Source organism: Legionella bozemanae, assembly GCF_900450575.1.
GTDB classification, from domain to species: Bacteria; Pseudomonadota; Gammaproteobacteria; order Legionellales; family Legionellaceae; genus Legionella; species Legionella bozemanae.
Window position 1 is genome coordinate 920380 of sequence record NZ_UGGY01000001.1, and the last position, 18350, is coordinate 938729.

Here is an 18350-nt window from a genome sequence, read left to right on the forward strand (position 1 = left end):
GAAAACACTCATTATGATTAGCAAAGAAGAGGTTCAACGACGTAAATTTGTGGATTCTCAAGCGTTAATGCAAAGCATACGTCAAAATCTTTCAGAGTGGCAGAAAACTGAAATGCCTTCTCAATACCGCGAGGCACATCAGGATGTGACACAGGCTGTAAGCAAAGAGCTCGACCGATTAGATAAAGCTTTAGCCGATGCCACCTCTCCTGATAAGGGAGGCCGTCTTGACGAAGTTTATGAGTCGCTTAAAGACCTGAGTAAAAAAACCACAACAGCACAACTGTTGAGTAATGCTGTGATTATGACCTCTGATCTCAGTCAAGAACAGCGAGTTGATCCAAAAGCACTACAGGAAATGGGTATAAATTCAGTGAGAGTTGCATGGAATCTGGCCACTGACTTAGCATTTGATAAATCTAAATCTTTGACTGAAAAAATGGGGGGATTTGCAAAGGCTTGCATGCAAGGGACGATTGGGATGTGTCAAGGTGCCCTAAAGGGGTTTGAGGAAGGTAAGGGTTTTTTTGATACTGTAAGTAAAATGGTAGGAGCGAGCTTCGAACAAGGCATGGGAGGGTATAATAAATCACTTGTTACGAGTTTACTGAGTGAGAAGGACCGAGGCAAGCAAATTATAACCGATCTGCGAGCAGCACATGACAAAGTAGCGCAGGAGCTTGAAAATGATCCTGATAATCCCATAAAGCAAGCGCGAAAAGCAATTATCGACGAGGAAGCCCGATATTTAGATGACCTTGAAAAAGATTTAGCTAAAAATGAAGGTGAAAAACTTTCAAATACAGTACGTTCTTTAGAGTTATTACAATTAAGCCATGCGGGTACGTCACTTCAAAGTTCTGGCTTGTCATTCCTGCATCGCCTGGTTCTGGGTAATGACAAAAATTTAAAGAAAGAGACAGTAGAGCAATTAGGAAAGGATACGGTAAATATCACTAAAAATATAAATCAAATACTTGATGATTCGTCAAAAAGTTTGCCATCAAAGTTGTGGAATATGACTAAAGCTTATGCCAGTGCAGCAGGAGATGGGATAACAGCGTTCATAAAAGGCTTCGAGGAGAAGGGCAGTTTAAAAGAAAAATACGTACATGCTGTAGAAAGCGGTTTTTCTACTTTTATGAATAAATTTTCCAAAGCTCTTGATGAAATTAATCCCCAAAAAAAATCAGAAGCCGAACCCGATTTGCTCCAGATGGGTAGCCCTAAATCAACGCAAAAAACAATGCCTCAAGGAGCTACTCTTCCCCCAAGTAATGAATTACTCTCTCCCAGCGAGAAAGAGCCCCCTAAAGTAGGGACTGTTAAAGAAGACAGCGATCTGATTATAAAACACAGTTGATATCAACAGTTTTATCCCAACGAATACTTCTTTAGCTATTTAATCGATCTAAATGAGATGAATCACATTGGGATTAAGGAACTACTGAGCGCATGATGGGATTTTGCAGGGAAATCAGTGTCTCTGTTGATTGAATTTCATCGATAAGTTGAATTTTATTCACTAATAACTGCTGTAAGGTGTCTATGGATTGGCACATTACTTTGATAAAAATATTAAAATGATGACCAATAGTGTAATAAGCTTCGATGACTTCTTCTAAATCTTCCAGTTTCTTTAAGACCGCTTGATAATCTTTTGCATGATTCAAAGTAATACCAATGAAACAACAGACATCATATCCTAATCGTTTGGGATTAATGTGTACATGCACTCCTTCAATAATGCCCGCTTGCCGCATTTTTTCTACCCGTACATGAATCGTAGCAGGACTTACAGCGCACGTTTTAGCCAGTTCTGCATAAGCAGTACGTGCATTTTTTATTAATGCGTTCAGTATTTTTCGGTCAAGATTATCGATTGGATAATTTTCAAGGTCTTTCATAGGTTTTTTTTAAAAGTTATTTAAATAAAAGCTTATTTTAATGGATATTATTTTCTTTATATACATTTATTTTAAATTAGAAATAAAAATAAATTAAAAATTCAATATAATGTTAAGTTCATTTTATTATTTTATTTTTGAGGCAGTGTGATGAAACAAGCATTTATTGAAAAACAAAAGCAAATAAGCTTTGTTAAAGGTTTTTTTTCCCGTGAATTGGAGCAAAGATTAGGCCTTATTGAAGTGCAAGGGCCATTATTAACTCGTGTTGGAGATGGTGTGCAGGATAACTTGTCTGGCACAGAACAAGCTGTTTCTGTGAAGGTTAAAGCAATGCCCGACCATTCTTTTGAGGTTGTTCATTCCTTAGCCAAATGGAAAAGAAAATTACTTGGAGAATTTGCTTTTCAAGCAGGGGAAGGCATTTATACTCATATGAGTGCTTTAAGACCTGATGAAGAAGCATTAAGCGCAACCCATTCAGTTTTTGTAGATCAATGGGATTGGGAGCGTGTCATAGACCACAAAGATCGTTGTTTAAGCTATTTGAAAAAAACAGTCATTGAACTTTATGACGCCATAAAAAAAACAGAACATATAGTCAGTGAGCTTTATGGTTTGGTCCCATTTCTTCCTCAGTATATTCATTTTATTTATGCCGAAGAATTACGCGCGTTATATCCTCATCTATCACCCAAAGAACGAGAGCGGGCTATCACTAAAAAATATGGAGCGGTTTTTTTAATTGGAATTGGGGGTTCGTTAGCCGATGGAAAACCTCATGATTTACGCGCTCCTGATTATGATGATTGGAGTTCAGTGAATGAAGTGGGATTGACTGGCTTAAACGGTGATATTTTAGTTTGGAACCCAATAATTGCAGATGTTTTTGAAATTTCTTCTATGGGTATTCGAGTCAATGAAGCCATATTAAAATATCAATTGGCATTAACAGGTTGTCAGCATCGTTTGGATTTTGATTGGCACCAGAAATTAATATCTGGTTCTTTACCTCAAACAATTGGCGGCGGTATTGGCCAATCTCGTTTAGTGATGCTTTTGTTGCAAAAAAAACATATTGGCGAAGTTCAATGTAGTGTTTGGCCTGAATCTGTAGCAGTTTGACCTACGCTACGAAGAAATCGGGCGTAATCCAAGATCCTACAATCCACTTGGATTACGCCCTCTTATTCGAATTTCTTCTATGAATTTATGGCTCTGTTAAATTTAGATGTAACAAGATAGCAAAGCAACATCCATTTGATCCTTTTTTTACACATCAAAAAAATTTTCCAAACTAAACTATAATAATCATACAAATTGTATTTTTAGTGGACAATGTTGGCGCCATAATCATTAAGGAGTGATATATGTCTCATATTAAAAAGATTTTTATGATCTTGATTGTTAGTTGTTTTGTATCAAACTCTTTTGCAGCTTGGGGATATCATAAATCCACCACTGTGTGTAAAGGAGGTACCTGCCATCATACAAATGTTAAAAAAGGCTGTGTTGATGGTCATTGTGGCAAGGTGCGCTATGGTACAACCTGGCATAGATAGTAGATAGATCATGAGATCACACCGTCATGTGATCTCATTATTTATATTTCCCTTAATTGTACTGATCGAATTATTCAAGTAACGTTCTGTTTACAGAAGTCTAAAGTAATTAATTTGACCTAATCGGCTCTCTTTTCTGATTGCTCTTAAATAATACTTATTGATTGGATAGTGATATAAAAGTAAAGTAATATCATTGCCATATAAAAACTAAAGGACTACAATGATGCTAATACTTTTTGTTCCGTCCTGCAAAAAAGCTGTCTTCTGATGCTGAAAACCAACTCAATATTTATTGAGCCTATCTTTGGATTAATAGTTATTAACAATTAGAGCAATAAAAATATTTTTTGAAAAAAGAAGTGAGTAATAAAAACTATTGACGCAAGAAGAAATCTCTAAGGAACTGAGATTTACAAAAAAGGAGCTTATTATGTTTCATGTAGACAATAGTGGTAAAGGCAATTGCATGTATTATGCATATGGCATTTCTTTAATGTATTTTTTACGAATGAAAAATACTTCTCAACTGACAGAAGATATTTTTAACAAGTTAAAACTTAAAGAAAATGATAAAGCCAGTTTGCGAACCCTATTATCTAAGGAAGCAGATCAAGCGTTTACCTCCCATGAGATCAAAACGATTATTGAACCTATCTTGGGAAGGGCAACAAGGGATTTGGCAGCGGAACATACAAAAGATGAATTCAAAACGTCTCCTCAAGATGCACCCTTATTTGCTGCGTCTAAATACGGTTTAGAGTATTATTTCAAGCTCCAGTTTGATACTAAGTATTCGGAGTTATCAGAGCTTATTAACCACGGATTTACTCATACTGATTTTACTGAAGCAGAAATATATCGAGTGAGCGGCATAAAAACGGCGATGGAAGAGTTTGCTAAAGCAAGATTTCTGCAAGTTAGAGAAGATTTTTCGCGTGAGTGGGCAATTAAAGAACAACAGCTCAAATCAAAAGGTAAACGACCCACTGAAAGTACTCTTCAATCTCATAAAGCACATCTTTTAGATAATATCTTGAGAAAAGAAACAGTTGCGTTTTTTTCAGTCGATGATGACAAGCATCTCAAACAATATAAAAATCATCTGCAAAATGAATCTGTGTGGGGTACTGAAGAGACACTCTTTGTCTTACATCGAGCCATTCAGGGTGAGCTTATGGTGCGTAATAAGAAAGGAACTATTGATACGTTTTATGATAATGAGATCGTTTTACACCTACATAGAAATGGCAACAGCCCATATATTCAATCTGGAAATCCAGTAATGATTTTGAATAATGAAGAGAATAGACATTGGACTTCTAAAATACCTAATTCGGTATTTTCAATGCAACAATCTACGAAAATGATTCAAACAGATTACCCCGCAGAAATTGCTCTTTTTGTTAAAGAAGGCAGACAGTCGGGCCCAAAAGTAGCGAAAGCACTGAGACATATGTATCAAAAAGGGCTTTTGGAAGGCAATGAACTATACTCCCCAGAACGGTGTAAAGAAATAGCAGAACACTATCTAAATTATGTAAAACATAACAATCGTCGTTTTCTAATCACTGAGGTAGAGAGCTTTTTAGAAGAAATGAACGAAATTATTAAGAAAAAAGCAGTCAATGATATACCCGTTGTAGTGGGCTCAAACCCCATGTTAGAGGTTAAGGAAACAAATTCCCAGCTGCAGATGACTACTACAGACTCTCCGATGGAAGAGGTATTCTCTGAGGTTAAATTAAAAGACCAAGAAGTGACATTGAATACCCCAGTTGCAGAGGGGGTTACATCTTTTATTCTGCAAGAATATCCCATACCAAATGGCGACGAACTTACGGGCAAGGATAAGAGTTTTGCAAATAAGAAACAATTTACGCATCCTTATAGAGATGAGGACGTCACCATGTTGTATCAGACTATATATGATTGGATCGATTCTTTAACGGATAGATCATTTAGAAGTTTGATTAATTCTTCATTAAGAAAATATGAATCGAAAATATGGGGAAGTCTTTGGGGAGCTTCCAGAAGAGCAGAAGTAGAGGATTATTTAAATGGAAATTGCGGCTCGAAAGCACTTGCCATGATTCTTATAAATGGAGAGGAAGAATCAACATTCAATGAGTGTTTGTTTATTAAAATAGTTGAAACAATTAAAAAAGAAATTAATAGATACCCAGTAATGTTGGAAGAGCCGAAATATCAATTAATTGCTCAATTTAATTTGGAAGAGCATGGAGCGTTTTATCTTTCGAAAATGAAATCTCACAAGGAAACGATTTCGGTTTCGAAGCGACAACTACTTGATACTTCGACTTTAATCTGTTGAAACTAGAAAATTATTGCTGTATTTCTGTACTTTGCTATCCAGAACATATTCCTGATGCAGAGCTCTTTTTAGAGCTCAATAAACCAGGATTTTGCTTAATAAAGACAAATAATTTGTCATCCAGTTATTTTGTTCGTTTTTTGTGTACTTTCTTGAACGAGAGCCTCCGGATTAGAGGCTTCTGAAGTAGTTTCTTTATTTGTGAAAACTCCGACCTTTACTAAAGCTTCACTTAACGCTCCAGGATCTTTTATCTTAACGGTATTTTGAGCAAGTGCATCTGCATCTGGACTTGGGACACCCTTACTCTGCACTCCTGAAGATGGATAAGTTTTAGTTAACTTTTCGGATACCCCTGTTTTGGTTTGAAGGGTTGCTCCAGTCAATCCATTTTTATCTGCTAGCGCTATCCCATCTTCCACATATTCTTTATTTGCTGATTCTAAAATTAAATAAACCTCTTTTCCAGAAAAAAAACGATTCAGCGTGCCGTCAAATAAACAATCGGTAGGAGATTTATCACTGGTACACAGGTTTAAATCACCACGATAAGTTACTTTTTCAAATTCACTTTCTAATCTACCGTCAAGTGTACTTAATAATTCGAGCAACTTACTTTGTATGGCATCTTGTGAGGCTTTAGGAAACTCTCCCTCTATTTCTTGTAAGTCTTTTAGTTTTAAACCCTCTTTTCTAACTAATGCAGCAGCATTAGATTTTGATTGAACTTTTTCGTGATAACTTGAAATAATGAGTTCCTTGCTGGGTGTGACTGCATAAGTAATATAAATTTTAGGCATGATAACCTCTTATAAAAAAGGAATGACTTTATAAATTATAGACTATTTGATTTATTTTAAGACATTTATTGATTTAGACGATTTAGAGTTGTCTAATGAAGCAATTGATTTTTCATAATATCCCACAAAAAAATCTTTTGCTTGTGCTGGTAATTCAAATCCCATGGAGTTACTGCATTTAAGACCTAAACCTATACTTGCATTTTGAATGCTGTATTGGCTTTCATTTAAAAGTAACTCTGCATTATCCAAAGCCTCTAAAGCAAACTTATATTCAGTTTCTGCTTTTACAACATCTTGATGGTTTAGCAACCAGATGCAGTAATGGCCTATTGCATCTGCTAAGACCATATAACCATAACTGCCGTAATGAGGGAGCATGAGTTTACTGTTAGCGATAAGCTCTTGATAAAGGGCAGCAGCTTCTTCGGGATTTGCTTGCTCTAGTTTATGGTATAAATAGTCATTGTAACGTTGGATTGCATGAACGGAACCGTATTGAATTGCCATTCTAACCGATTCAATTTCAGAAAATCCAAATTCTTGCTTCATACTTTTTCGTGCTTCTTGTGACAGGTGATAAAAATAGGCACCGCGTACTAAATTAAATTGATTTAATTGATCATGAGAATAAAATAACATTAATGGTATATCCTTTTGTTGAGATAATGCTACACCATAGGCACACCATATTTTTCCCCAATATTCTTTTAATTCCGAGCGATTGCAAAATGTTTCAATTTCCTGGATGTGATAGGCGATTCGAGCAATTGTTTCAATATTCTGGTTTTTTATAAGCTTAAGCTTTTCTTCATCATTTGCCTGATGAAACATATAGATAAATAATGTATCTTGGTCTGTTAACTTTAATGACTTATTTAATGTCTTAAAATCAAAGAATTTGTACATATTTTATTACCCTTGCCTATGCGTGTATTAATTATAATGCACTTATATTACTTAAACTGAGTATTATTGATTATATAGTATATTTTATGAGTTCTAAGCTAATCCATACTGGTTACCAAAGCACAGACTTATTTATTTAGCTGTTTGAGCTTGTTAATCCTTTTTGTTTTTCGAGTTCTTCTGATGAGGATTCCTCTATTGGTTGTTTTACCGTTGGTATTTCAGGGATCTTTCCTCCTGGGTTGGTAGATTGCGGAGAGGTTAATAATGGACCATCATCTATAGAAGTAGGTGCTGGTGTTTGCGGCTTTTGAAATGCATCTAAAGTAGGCAGTTTTTCCATCTCTTCTTTGCTCGGTCGTAAAGGACCATCTGTTAACTCCTTATCTCCTCTGAATAACTTTCCATCTTTTGAATAGGCTAAAACTTTATTTGTCTCTTTATCAATCATAATAAAGTTTTGATTCTGACTCGCTAATTTTTTGGCAAAATTTAGTGCATCCTCGTCTGATTTAAAGGTTAAAGTAGTCTTATTTCCTTCAACCTTGGGCTCGTGAGTTTTATACCATTCATTATCTTTAAAATGCTCTTTAAAAGCTGAGACTACGGCATTAACATTTTCAGATTTGGCCGTTACAGTTAGAGGAGGGGAGCTTGGGTTATGCTTTTGATAATGTTCTTTGGCCTTCCCCATTTTATCGCCATTTTGTTGAAAAAGTGCTAGATATTCCTCATAGGCTTTTTTACTTTCATTATCATTAGCCTCTTTGATTTTCACTGCTTTTTCATAAGCCTCATCATTTGCCTTATCACATTCTTCTTTTATCTTTAAGTATTCCTCGCGGGTAATTTCTCCTTTTGCTGCCTGTTCACCAGCAGCTCGTGATTTAGCATTATTCTCTTCACAAGTTTTATCATACTCTTTAAAAGCTTCGTCAGATTTAGCATTATTAATTTGCTGAGTTTTTAGAAAGGTTTGATAAGCAAGTCCGTTGGCTTTCTTAAAGGCATTCATCGCGGATTCATGGTCTTCAATTTTGGGTGGAGAGCCCATGGCCTTGAGTAAGGCTTTCTCTGCTAATTCCTGAGCTTCTTCATATTGCTTAAGCTGTTTATCACGGAGCTTTGTTAACCTTTCTATCTCTGTTGGCATAATAGTAACTCAATCCTATACGCATATATAAAGGTATAGCATAAAAACTTAAACAATAGAGGTATAATACCAGCACTAAATATTCTTACGGCCTTAAACCTATCGTTTAGAAGCCAGAAAATACTATGCTTGAAGTAAAAATTAAGAATGGAGAATAGGGAATTTATAATGGGGGCTATTAGGCTCGGAGCATTGTGCCCCGAGCTCATGATACTATTTTGCAGGAACTTCTTTCCACCAATTTGTTTTGGTTTCTGTTGCCCAATGTCCTTCGCGCATACGAGCAACAAATGCCTCAGCTTTTTCTGGAGAGGACATTTTTGGATCTAACTTAATGCACCAATCCCATTCACCTGTTGTAGACCACATTTTCTCTACACCTTCCCATTTTGCCATTGCATTCATGTCAGACATCGATTTGTTACTTTTTACAAAAATTACACTATTCCATGCATTCATTATTACTATCCTTATAAAATGTTAAATGAACTGCTTGAGTGGTTCAAGCTTATTAAGAATAAAATAATTCAAGCATTCTTTCCACGTATCGCCTGATTTTTATATTTGATTTTTTTAGTGATCTTACAGATATCAAATATGCAGAATATTGGGATATTGTGATGAATTGATCACAGGTAATCAAAGAATACTTAATCGCTTAACAATACTGATCACTTATTGATCATTATGATCAATAAGTGATTGATTAATCTTAATAAAATAATCCTGCGTTAACAATCCCATAAGTTTTATTTGATACCATAGTGACAATTTAATTTATTTAATTTTTTAAAATGCGTGATAAAAAATTTGAGATTCTGTCGTGCTCTATCGATCAAGATCAGGTTAATGTTGCTCAACAATGGGCCAATACATTTATTCATAATTCAAAGGATGATCATGCAGTGAACATGATGCAGTTGTTGCTGGCCTGTTTGGCTTGCGGTGACTTCGGAGTACGTTCTTATCTATCCAAATCATCTGAATTACAAGCTCCATCGACTCAATTAAGCATTGTTGATTATGTATCTCATGCTAGCCGTGTGATTCTTGATTACCAAGAGCTATCTGAAGCGAATAGAAAAGAATTATTGAAGTTTTTCCCCGCTCCGGGGGGAGACAATAAGGTTTTTGCTCGCTCAGCTACTCATAATGTATATCGTAGTGGAGAAGGAGAGATTGTAGAAGGGAAGGGCTTTTTGTTAGGGGTAATAGGACAATTGCCCGAAATGATCAAATCATCCCTGGATTTTGGGATTAACATCGCCATGGGGGGAAATGGGCAAAAGAATTTTTATGGAAAAAAAATATCAACCAATGGCTACAGTGGTCATTTTTATTTTCACCGCAATGACCGAGATAATTTACTCATGCTTGGGCTGGAACAATCAGCACCAGCAGCTTCTCCGTTAGCATTTATTTGGGGGGCGGAAAAGTATCCTGAGGATGTGCAACAAAATCATGATCAATTTGGTCAGGGGCATTCATTGACAGGTGCTTCTGATACTTATACTGCCGCAGGATCTTTATATTTTAGTGATCCTGTTTATCAAGCAAAACTCTTATTGGAAAAAGGGGTTTTCCCTCCCGATAAATACGGGGCAATGCAAGTCAAGGTTACCGATGCAAATTGGCCGAAAATCAAAGAGTTTTTAGAGCTACTGAGAGCAAAGTCTGATGACCTCCACAAGGAGCAACTATTAGATTTACTACTTACCAAGCCTTCCAGTGCAAAACCTGCTAAAGACGACTACAAAAGTTATATCGCGCTTGATTTTCAAAGTTATTTGAAACGTGTCTATCAAGTTTTTATTAGTGAAGAGGAATTGGATACGGAGAGTCAATCACGTTTCTTGGCGTTACAGGCTAACTTATTGGTTACGATTAAAAAATTACAACAAGGCCAAATTGAAAATTATGAGCTCTTTAAGGAGCAGATTAAAGAAATCATTGGAACAAAAAATACTCCGCCCGAGTACCTAAAGGCTATTATTCGTATCCAACAATTATTTGAATTACAACTTAAAATTGATCCCCTGCTTCATCAAACACATCAAGAGCTCTTACTAAGAAATCAATATGATGACTTGCAGGAAGAAAGTAAAGTTATTCTGGAAAAACTCTTGGAAATTCAAAGATATTTTCGCGAGCAACCTCCTACAATAGAGCAAAAAGAACTACAGGTGTTTCTTCTGCAACTTGACATGCAAATTAATGAGCTTGAAAACCCGTTTGCATCAAAAGAGCCAGTTGATTTAGAATCAAGTTGGGTGATGTGTGATGTTTCTATTTCTATTAATACGGATTCTATTGAAAAATTGAGACAAACAATAGAGCGAGCTAAAGCACTTACTAAACAAAGCCCTTTAACTTTAAAAGGTAGGGAAGGAGTTTCTTTCCCCCAAGTACTATTAGGCTGGCAAGAAAAGCTTTTACCCTTATCCCAAATCAATCTTATTGATTACACCGAATTAAACTTAAATGATTTGGCGAAGCAATTTAATGACTATGTAGATTTTTTAGCACTGCAAGCGGAAACCCTTAATCTTTGGGAACACGCTCCTTCGCAAACGGCGAATCTTCTTGTCACTTACTCTGATAAAAATCCTGAGTTTGCTCATGGTTATGCTTTTGTAGCACAGTACCGTGAGAGTACGATCCTGCGACGTTTATTTACCTTAGATACTTTAGCTCTGAGTACTCACCGTTTTAAACCTTATGAAGTTCCTAGTGCACGTTGTAGGGAACAATCGTCTCTATCTTATTGGGGCAAAGTCAGCACGCTTCTTACGGCAGGTTCTGATGTGATTGCGATGCTTCGAACTTTAAAAAACCTACAAACGATTAAAGCATCATGGGAGGATATGAGTCGTACAGCAACTCTTCTTCAAGAATCTGCAGTACGTTTTGAAAAAGCACGCAAAGAGGTAACGAATCATTTAAGTAAAATTCCTCAAGAACCTTCTGGTGAAGTTTTTGAAAGCCCATTTTTTTATTCCATCAGTAAGAAAGCGTTGCAAGAAATGGATGGTTTGCAACTTGCCACTATATGTCTGGAAGAGTTGAATGCAAAAAAACCGAGTATCTTGCTAAAACGCATCACGAGTAATCCTGAATTGTGGCAATGTATGGATAAAGTCTTACAAAGTAAGATGGCTGATTTTACAAACCGAAAAGATAATGCCAAGGAAAAAATTATAGCACTAGGCCAAATCCGGCATTTTTGGGAATTAGTCCAACAATTTAAAGAAAACACGAATGTAACAATTAAAGAAAGATTTTTTGCCGAATTACAGAGTCTGTCGCGAGAAACTTCTTATATTTTTATTTTGGGAGGAGATGAAACGATTAAGAATGCTCAAAATGAGTTAACGCAATTGCGAGAATTCTTATTATTGTTGCAACGATTCGCGACAGAAGAAAAAGATAAGAATGCTGCACTTCAATTATTGGAACAAGGATATCAGAAGCTTACGGAAAATGAGCGAAAGTACTATGCACCTCAATTGCTTAGGGCGAAGGAGATTACTTGTCAGTTTTGTCTTGATAAAATCAATTCATCAATAACAATTGATGAGAGAAGAACAAAATTTGGTATCTTCCATCAAATATTTGAAGTACTTCCTCTTAAGTCACAGGAGCAATTCAAGGCTGAGCATGAAGTAAAGCAAAAAGAAGAGAGTTTGTATGCATTACATGAACGCTTAGCAACAGCGGTTTTGGTAAATGACAAACACCAAAAATTCAATGATGAATTATTCGCTACTACCATACAGAATTTTGAAAATGTAAAGAGCGAGCTCACCTCTGAATGTGCCAAAAAGGTTCATAAACAAATCACAAGGGCTAAAGCGATTTATGAAATGCTTTTACGTGATAAAGTTATTGGAGAGAGGGACTCAAGTAACTCTATAGACACACTCTTAAATCAGCTGGAACCAATACTTGATGCAATTAAAGGCTCGCTTCACGGTCAATTAGTAGAAACAGCGCTACAGGATGACGTGTTTAAAGTGGCTATTCTGAAAAAAGTCAGAGCCCATAAAAAATTCACCTCAGCATTGATTCAGGATTTATTTACCTTAAAAGAGTTCCGAGATCAAAAAATTACATTAAGTCAAACGAAACATTATGATAAAGAATATGATCAATCAATTAATCAATTTTATGCAAGAGCCTTAAATATACGTTTATCAGAGCTTCCTATAAAAAAACAGGGTGAAAAAATAATTGATGCTGCCAATAATGAGTTTAAACATCGACACGATGGAATTCGCCTGATTGCTGATGTAGTTATGATGGTTACGGTTTTGGGACTTCTGGCAGGATTAGGGCGTTTAGCTTTAAATAAGACTTTCTTTTTCAGTAGTTATCTCAGTGATATAAAAACTGATAGAGAAGTAGAATTAAAAAAGGATTGGCTTGTTAAGGACTTACCAGAAGATGGGAATGACGTTCGAATAATAGCTGCTCCTGCTGCTTAAGCAAGAGGAGCAGTCGAGTTTCAAGATCTAAAAATAGCAATTCAGCGCAAGGGCTCCAGTCACGAATTTGGCTGCATGCGGCCCAGTTACTGAAAACCAAACACCACCAATAAGACCGATATTGGAATTAAAATTATATTCGAGGGCAGGGGCCAGTGAAACTTGCTCGTTTGCCTTCCCTCCTATACCTGCAACAGTTCCACCTGGAGTAAATCCTGGGTTACCATCAAAGTTGCTTCCCGGACTATGTACATAAAGTGCTTCAAAAACGGGAACCCAGTTTTGCGTTAGCGTGTACTCAAATGCTAAGTCAGCAGAGTAACTATTATCAAGTTTTACTTTACCGCTGGTTCCGGCGGTGCCGCCAAAAACGTTCGCGTTATGTACGTTGATATCACTAAACTTTGCACCAACCAAGCTCAAACGTGTTCGTAAGTAACGCCCACTATGAAACTGAATCAATTTTTGAAAGTTAAAACCAAGGTAAGTTTGGTAAGCGCCTAAGCCCGTTTGATCAGTACCCAATCTCTGCGGATCCAGGTTTTCAAAGCGTCCTGTGGGAAAAACTTCTTGTATCACTACACGAAGATCAGGAAGCCATGAATTTTCTTTTTGTCGCAGAACTTGAAACCCTAAAGCCAAGCTATAATCGCCAATGCCATTTCCATGCTGCCTATCGTCCCAACTGACGTCATAAGGTAGTGCAGTTTGTAAATCTACAAAACTAAGAATCCCGACGCTTAAAATGGGAACGACTTCAAAATTTCTAAACCCTTTGGGATAGCCGCTATAAAATGCATAAGGTTCAAAATTTATATGGCCTGCTGGTATTGTTTTTCCAGCTGGGGCGAGCAGAGGTCCGGTGAACCATGGGCTTGCAAGTGCAACATGAGCAAAAAATAATAATAAAAAAAGCAATCTTAAACGCATAGTAAAATATTCTTATTATGAATGGAAAATAGAATTTAAAACTTTTTTCATATTAATGGAATCTATTTTTACTCACTTCTTAAACTTTTTTTACTATCAATAATTTATTCGTTAAAAAATTTTTCACAGTCAGCTTTTTTAGAATATCAAGCGACTTCCAAATCAGGTAATACCGCTTGATAATTCATTTACTTCAGCAGATGGTTCATCAGAGGCAGAAGCAGTACATTGAAAAGACCTGATAAAATCATGACTAGGCTGGCAATAGCTCCTTCAACATGACCTATTTTATGGGCTTGTGCAGTCCCTGCGCCATGGGCTCCAGCGCCCAAAAGTGCGCCTCGAGCCAGGGTTGAATGAAACGATAGATGTTTTAGAATAAATTCCCCCATAATAGCTCCTAGGATGCCTGTAATAATCACAAATATGGCCGTCAATTCAGGGATGCCTCCAATACTGTGTGATACTTCCAGCGCGAAGGGCGTGCTAATCGATCGGGGTAGCAGGCTTAATCGTATATTTTCATCAAGGCCTACTAGTAGCGCTAATGACCAGCTTGATAATATTGCAGTGAAGCTGCCGGTAATTACACCAATTAAAAGTATTCGCCAATGTTGGCAAATGAGTGCACGTTTTTCATAAATGGGAATTGCGAAAGCAACCGTTGCGGGTCCAATTAATTGGACTAACCATTGTGTTCCATGAGCATAATCTTGGTAAGTGACGTGCAGTAAAAGAACAAGGCCGGCGATAATTACTGGTGTCAAAATAAGTGGCATTAACAACCAAAATGACCAGCGGCTATATAATTTTTTGGTAAAAAAATACAGGCCTATCGTCATGAAAGACCAGAAAAGGGCTGGTTTAAAAAGAATGGGGCTTAGCACGATTAGTTCTCCGATAAAAATAATCCACAACAATCGCAGTGACAAGCATCACACATAAGGTACTGAGCAAAATAACAAAGAGAATTTTAAGACCTAAAAGACCGATCAACTCATGATGCTCGAGTACCGCAAGTACGGCTGGAATAAAAAAAAGCAACATGTCTCTAAGGATTAATTCAGCTCCGTTCTTTATGAGATTCAGCGTTAAGCGTTTTGTAGCTAAAAGCAATAAAACCATTCCTAGGCCAAAGATTCCACCGGAAAAAGGAAGTTTTAAAAAATGAACAATAAGTACACTGGAAAGCCAAAACAGGCACACCAACCCCACTTGGAGTAACGAATTGTGCTGAATTTTTAATGCTATATACTTGGTCATATTGTTCATTTCCTGTTTGGGCGTATTTTACACTTTTCTATAATATGAATAAAATGAATTTATAGACTAATGATCATTCTGGAATGGAATAATTATGGAATTTAAACTACTCCGAGCTTTCGTTGAGGTTGTGCGTCAAGGCAGTTTTTCCAAGGCTGCGGAAACTCTTTTTGCTACTCAATCAACAGTGAGCAAAGCGATAAAACAGCTTGAGGATGAGCTGGGAGTTCCTCTTATTGACCGATTTAAGAAACGTAATGCCCCGACTACTGCGGGTGAAATTGTCTATCGTCGAGGCGTTAAGCTGCTTGCTGATCGTGACGATCTTCTCAAAGAGCTTGATGCAATCCGTGGTTTGAAGCAAGGACATCTGCGTCTGGGTATTGCTCCGGTTGGAAGTAGTACTTTATTTGCCCCTCTTTTTGCTCAATATAATCAACGCTATCCAGGTATTGAGGTGGAACTTATTGAACATGGTAGTATTAAGCTTGCGGAATGTTTACGCGCAGGTGAAATTGATTTTGCTGGAACATTATTATCTGTTGCTGAAGGGTTTGATTGTCAACTAATCCGTAGTGAACCTCTGGTTGCACTTTTGGCATCGGGTCATCCTTTGGCCACACGGCACACAATTTCCTTGCTAGAGCTTAAAGAGACGCCATTTATCTTATTCAGTCGTGATTTTGCCTTGTATCGCATGATACTGGATGCGGGTCGTCGAGCAGGTTTTGAGCCTAAAGTAGTTGCACAAACCAGCCAGATTGATTTTATGGTAGAACTTGTGGCCGCAGGTCTTGGCGTTGCCTTTTTGCCACGAATGATTGCCCATGAACGATTAAATCCTCAAGTTTGTTTTTCTTTACTTGAAGGAGACGAGTTTCAGTGGGATATGGCTATGACATGGCGCCGTGATGCTTATCTTTCTGATGCTGCAAAAGCATGGTTGGCTCTGGTGCGCGAAGTACACGACGCTAATTAATTTAGGGGTTTGTTTATGTACAGACCTTAAAATGAAATAAACTTGAGGAAATAAGAGTGTAGATATCATTATGATATTGCTAATTTTCATCTTTAAATATGTTCACGTTTAAAACAAAACCTACTTTAAGTGAATGATTGCAATGGTGTTATCCTTTTGATTTCATTAATTGATTATAAATTGTTCTTCATGTTACAATAATGCTCATTTTTGAGGGGCAGGGTTGGTCATGCAAGCCAAATCAGTGAAGTTAAGAACGCATTAGAGCAGAATCCTTCATTGGATGTTGGTCGATATATATTAGAAAGAACAAATCAATTAATCGGTTTAATGGGAGTTCAGCTTTCTCGAAGATCAGACATTTTTTATATAGCCTCTATAAGACAGCGTTGGGAACGCTTAAATGAGGTTCGAAAACCTGATCTTGCCGCACCTCAACGTATGGAGGAAAGCATTAGTTCCTTTGCATCTCCATAGAAATTTATTAGCTATAAGTTTTAACTTAATCTTCCTTTGAAAAAGTATTATTTAATCCTAAAATTAAAATTCTTATCAAAGTAAATTCATGTTGGGTCTAAATTGACCCAACATTGTTGTTTGTTATAAAGTATGCAAACGTGCTAGTTCAGATAAAGATTGTTCGAGTGTTTCCAGAATGAAATTAACGTGTTCCCGATTAATTGTCAGCGGCGGCGCTATTCGGAAAACGTTTCCAAACTGACCTCCTTTTCCAACTAATAACCCTTTTTCCTTACACAGATCCATTAATTGAAATGCTTCATCGGATGCCGGTGTTTTTGTTTTGAGATCTTTGACGAGTTCAATCCCTAAAAGCAAACCGCGACCGCGAACATCTCCAATGAGGGGATATTTCTTTTGCAGTTGCAGGAATCCGTCTTTTAGTAGTTCTCCCATGATGCGTGCATTTTCAACCAACTGTTCTTCTTTAATAATTTCCAATGTGAGCCGGGATTGGATCATTTGCAAGGGGTCGCCAGCAAAGGTATTAAAATACGTTTTGCCGGTCATTGTTTCAGCCACCTCGGTTTTCATAAGTACTGCCCCAACTGGAGCCCCATTACCAAGTCCTTTAGCCATGGTCACCATATCGGCATCGATATTTAGGGTTTTGGTAAGTAAAAGATCACCACCGCCGCGACCTGCACCAGTTTGTACTTCATCACTAATGTATTTGCCACCGTAATTATGAACAATACGAGCAACCTCGCTAAAATAATCATCAGGAGGAGTAATAAAACCACCTACCCCCATCACAGGTTCAAGTATAAACGCAGCGATCTTTCCATGAGTTGAGTTCTGAATGGTTGTTTCAACATTTTTTGCACATGATAAATCGCAGCTGTCTGGTTTTTGGTTAAACGGACAGCGGTAACAATAGGGTTCAAGTGCAGAGGTTACGCCGGTAACTGGCTGTGCCTTGAATCTCCAGATTGAATGGCCACATGAGGCAAGTGCAGCAGAAGTTCCTCCATGATAAGAGTGGCGCACATTCACTACCATTGTTTCTCCAGTTGCATGGCGCGCTGCCATTATGGCAAGTTCATTGGCCTCTGAGCCTGAGTTAGTAAACGATACTCTGTCCATACCATTAGGTGCTTCTTCAAGTAAACGTTCCGCAGTTTCGACGGGGGCCTGGTTTAGATAAAGAAGGGTTGTGTGTTGAATTTCATCATTTTCTATCGCATCAATAAGTGCTTTTTTGATTTTAGGATGATTATGTCCCGCGGAGATGCAAACAATTCCACCTATGGCATCAAGGTAACGCTTTCCTTCAGAGTCCCATACATAAGTATCTTGTGCTTTGACAAGCTGAATTGGCTCCTTATGGTAAAAACCAGCGGTGGGTAAAAAGTGTTTTTTTCTGAAATTAATAAGCTCTTCATTTGAGCGTAGTTGCTTTTGATTATTACTCTCATTCATGAGGGTTGTTTCCTTTTATGTTTGTAAAGACTTGAACTTGTAAATAAAGAGCTTTTGCACACTCCTTTTACTTCAAATTCTTGTTGA

16 protein-coding genes are annotated in these 18350 nt (G+C 37.2%); 7 read left to right on the forward strand and 9 right to left on the reverse strand.

Annotation, left to right across the window (positions count from 1 at the left end; all coding sequences use genetic code 11):
• Window positions 1-13 precede the first annotated feature (13 nt).
• Window positions 14-1363, forward strand: coding sequence for a hypothetical protein (locus tag DY223_RS03965; RefSeq protein ID WP_058460715.1), 1350 nt, complete (start codon window positions 14-16; stop codon window positions 1361-1363).
• A 73-nt stretch (window positions 1364-1436) separates the two neighbouring features.
• Here DY223_RS03965 and asnC read toward each other — a convergent pair whose 3' ends face one another.
• Window positions 1437-1907: a transcriptional regulator AsnC gene (asnC, locus tag DY223_RS03970; RefSeq protein ID WP_058460716.1), complete on the reverse strand. Its 471-nt coding sequence runs from the start codon at window positions 1905-1907 to the stop codon at window positions 1437-1439.
• 150 nt (window positions 1908-2057) lie between these two features.
• Here asnC and asnA point away from each other — a divergent pair, with 150 nt between their 5' ends.
• The 3 genes from asnA (at window position 2058) to DY223_RS19695 (ending at window position 5804) form a co-directional block, all read left to right on the forward strand.
• A complete protein-coding gene (gene asnA, locus DY223_RS03975; protein ID WP_058460717.1) occupies window positions 2058-3032 on the forward strand; it encodes an aspartate--ammonia ligase in 975 nt (324 codons plus the stop codon).
• 245 nt (window positions 3033-3277) lie between these two features.
• On the forward strand, window positions 3278-3469 hold the full coding sequence (locus DY223_RS03980) for a hypothetical protein (RefSeq protein ID WP_058460718.1): 192 nt from the start codon (window positions 3278-3280) through the stop codon (window positions 3467-3469).
• A 433-nt stretch (window positions 3470-3902) separates the two neighbouring features.
• Window positions 3903-5804, forward strand: a complete 1902-nt coding sequence (locus tag DY223_RS19695) for a hypothetical protein (RefSeq protein WP_058460719.1) — start codon at window positions 3903-3905, stop codon at window positions 5802-5804.
• 116 nt (window positions 5805-5920) lie between these two features.
• On the opposite strand, the gene DY223_RS03990 is transcribed toward DY223_RS19695, so the two are convergent.
• From DY223_RS03990 to DY223_RS04005, 4 genes are all read right to left on the reverse strand, one after another.
• On the reverse strand, window positions 5921-6604 hold the full coding sequence (locus DY223_RS03990) for a hypothetical protein (RefSeq protein ID WP_058460720.1): 684 nt from the start codon (window positions 6602-6604) through the stop codon (window positions 5921-5923).
• Window positions 6605-6655: 51 nt separating this feature from the next.
• The gene (locus DY223_RS03995) at window positions 6656-7513 is read right to left on the reverse strand and encodes a DUF5630 domain-containing protein (RefSeq protein WP_058460721.1); all 858 of its coding nucleotides are present in this window, start codon (window positions 7511-7513) and stop codon (window positions 6656-6658) included.
• Between the two features lie 136 nt (window positions 7514-7649).
• The gene (locus DY223_RS04000; RefSeq protein ID WP_058460722.1) at window positions 7650-8666 is read right to left on the reverse strand and encodes a hypothetical protein; all 1017 of its coding nucleotides are present in this window, start codon (window positions 8664-8666) and stop codon (window positions 7650-7652) included.
• Between the two features lie 213 nt (window positions 8667-8879).
• Entirely contained in the window at window positions 8880-9125 is a 246-nt protein-coding gene (locus DY223_RS04005; protein WP_058460723.1) for a hypothetical protein, read from the reverse strand.
• 335 nt (window positions 9126-9460) lie between these two features.
• Between DY223_RS04005 and DY223_RS04010 the strand changes: the two genes are divergently transcribed.
• Window positions 9461-13150, forward strand: a complete 3690-nt coding sequence (locus tag DY223_RS04010; protein ID WP_058460724.1) for a LepB GTPase-activating domain-containing protein — start codon at window positions 9461-9463, stop codon at window positions 13148-13150.
• Between the two features lie 27 nt (window positions 13151-13177).
• Here DY223_RS04010 and DY223_RS04015 read toward each other — a convergent pair whose 3' ends face one another.
• The 3 genes from DY223_RS04015 to DY223_RS04025 all read right to left on the reverse strand — a co-directional run bounded on the left by DY223_RS04015 (window position 13178) and on the right by DY223_RS04025 (window position 15343).
• A complete protein-coding gene (locus DY223_RS04015) occupies window positions 13178-14080 on the reverse strand; it encodes a hypothetical protein (RefSeq protein WP_058460725.1) in 903 nt (300 codons plus the stop codon).
• Between the two features lie 188 nt (window positions 14081-14268).
• Entirely contained in the window at window positions 14269-14922 is a 654-nt protein-coding gene (locus DY223_RS04020; RefSeq protein WP_058460779.1) for an LrgB family protein, read from the reverse strand.
• A 22-nt stretch (window positions 14923-14944) separates the two neighbouring features.
• Window positions 14945-15343, reverse strand: coding sequence for a CidA/LrgA family protein (locus DY223_RS04025; protein ID WP_235810585.1), 399 nt, complete (start codon window positions 15341-15343; stop codon window positions 14945-14947).
• A gap of 94 nt (window positions 15344-15437) precedes the next feature.
• Between DY223_RS04025 and DY223_RS04030 the strand changes: the two genes are divergently transcribed.
• Window positions 15438-16322 (forward strand): LysR family transcriptional regulator, encoded by an 885-nt coding sequence (locus DY223_RS04030; protein WP_058460727.1) that lies wholly within the window; start codon window positions 15438-15440, stop codon window positions 16320-16322.
• A 210-nt stretch (window positions 16323-16532) separates the two neighbouring features.
• Entirely contained in the window at window positions 16533-16799 is a 267-nt protein-coding gene (locus DY223_RS04035) for a hypothetical protein (RefSeq protein ID WP_058460728.1), read from the forward strand.
• A 123-nt stretch (window positions 16800-16922) separates the two neighbouring features.
• On the opposite strand, the gene DY223_RS04040 is transcribed toward DY223_RS04035, so the two are convergent.
• On the reverse strand, window positions 16923-18263 hold the full coding sequence (locus tag DY223_RS04040; RefSeq protein WP_058460729.1) for an aspartate aminotransferase family protein: 1341 nt from the start codon (window positions 18261-18263) through the stop codon (window positions 16923-16925).
• Window positions 18264-18350 lie beyond the last annotated feature (87 nt).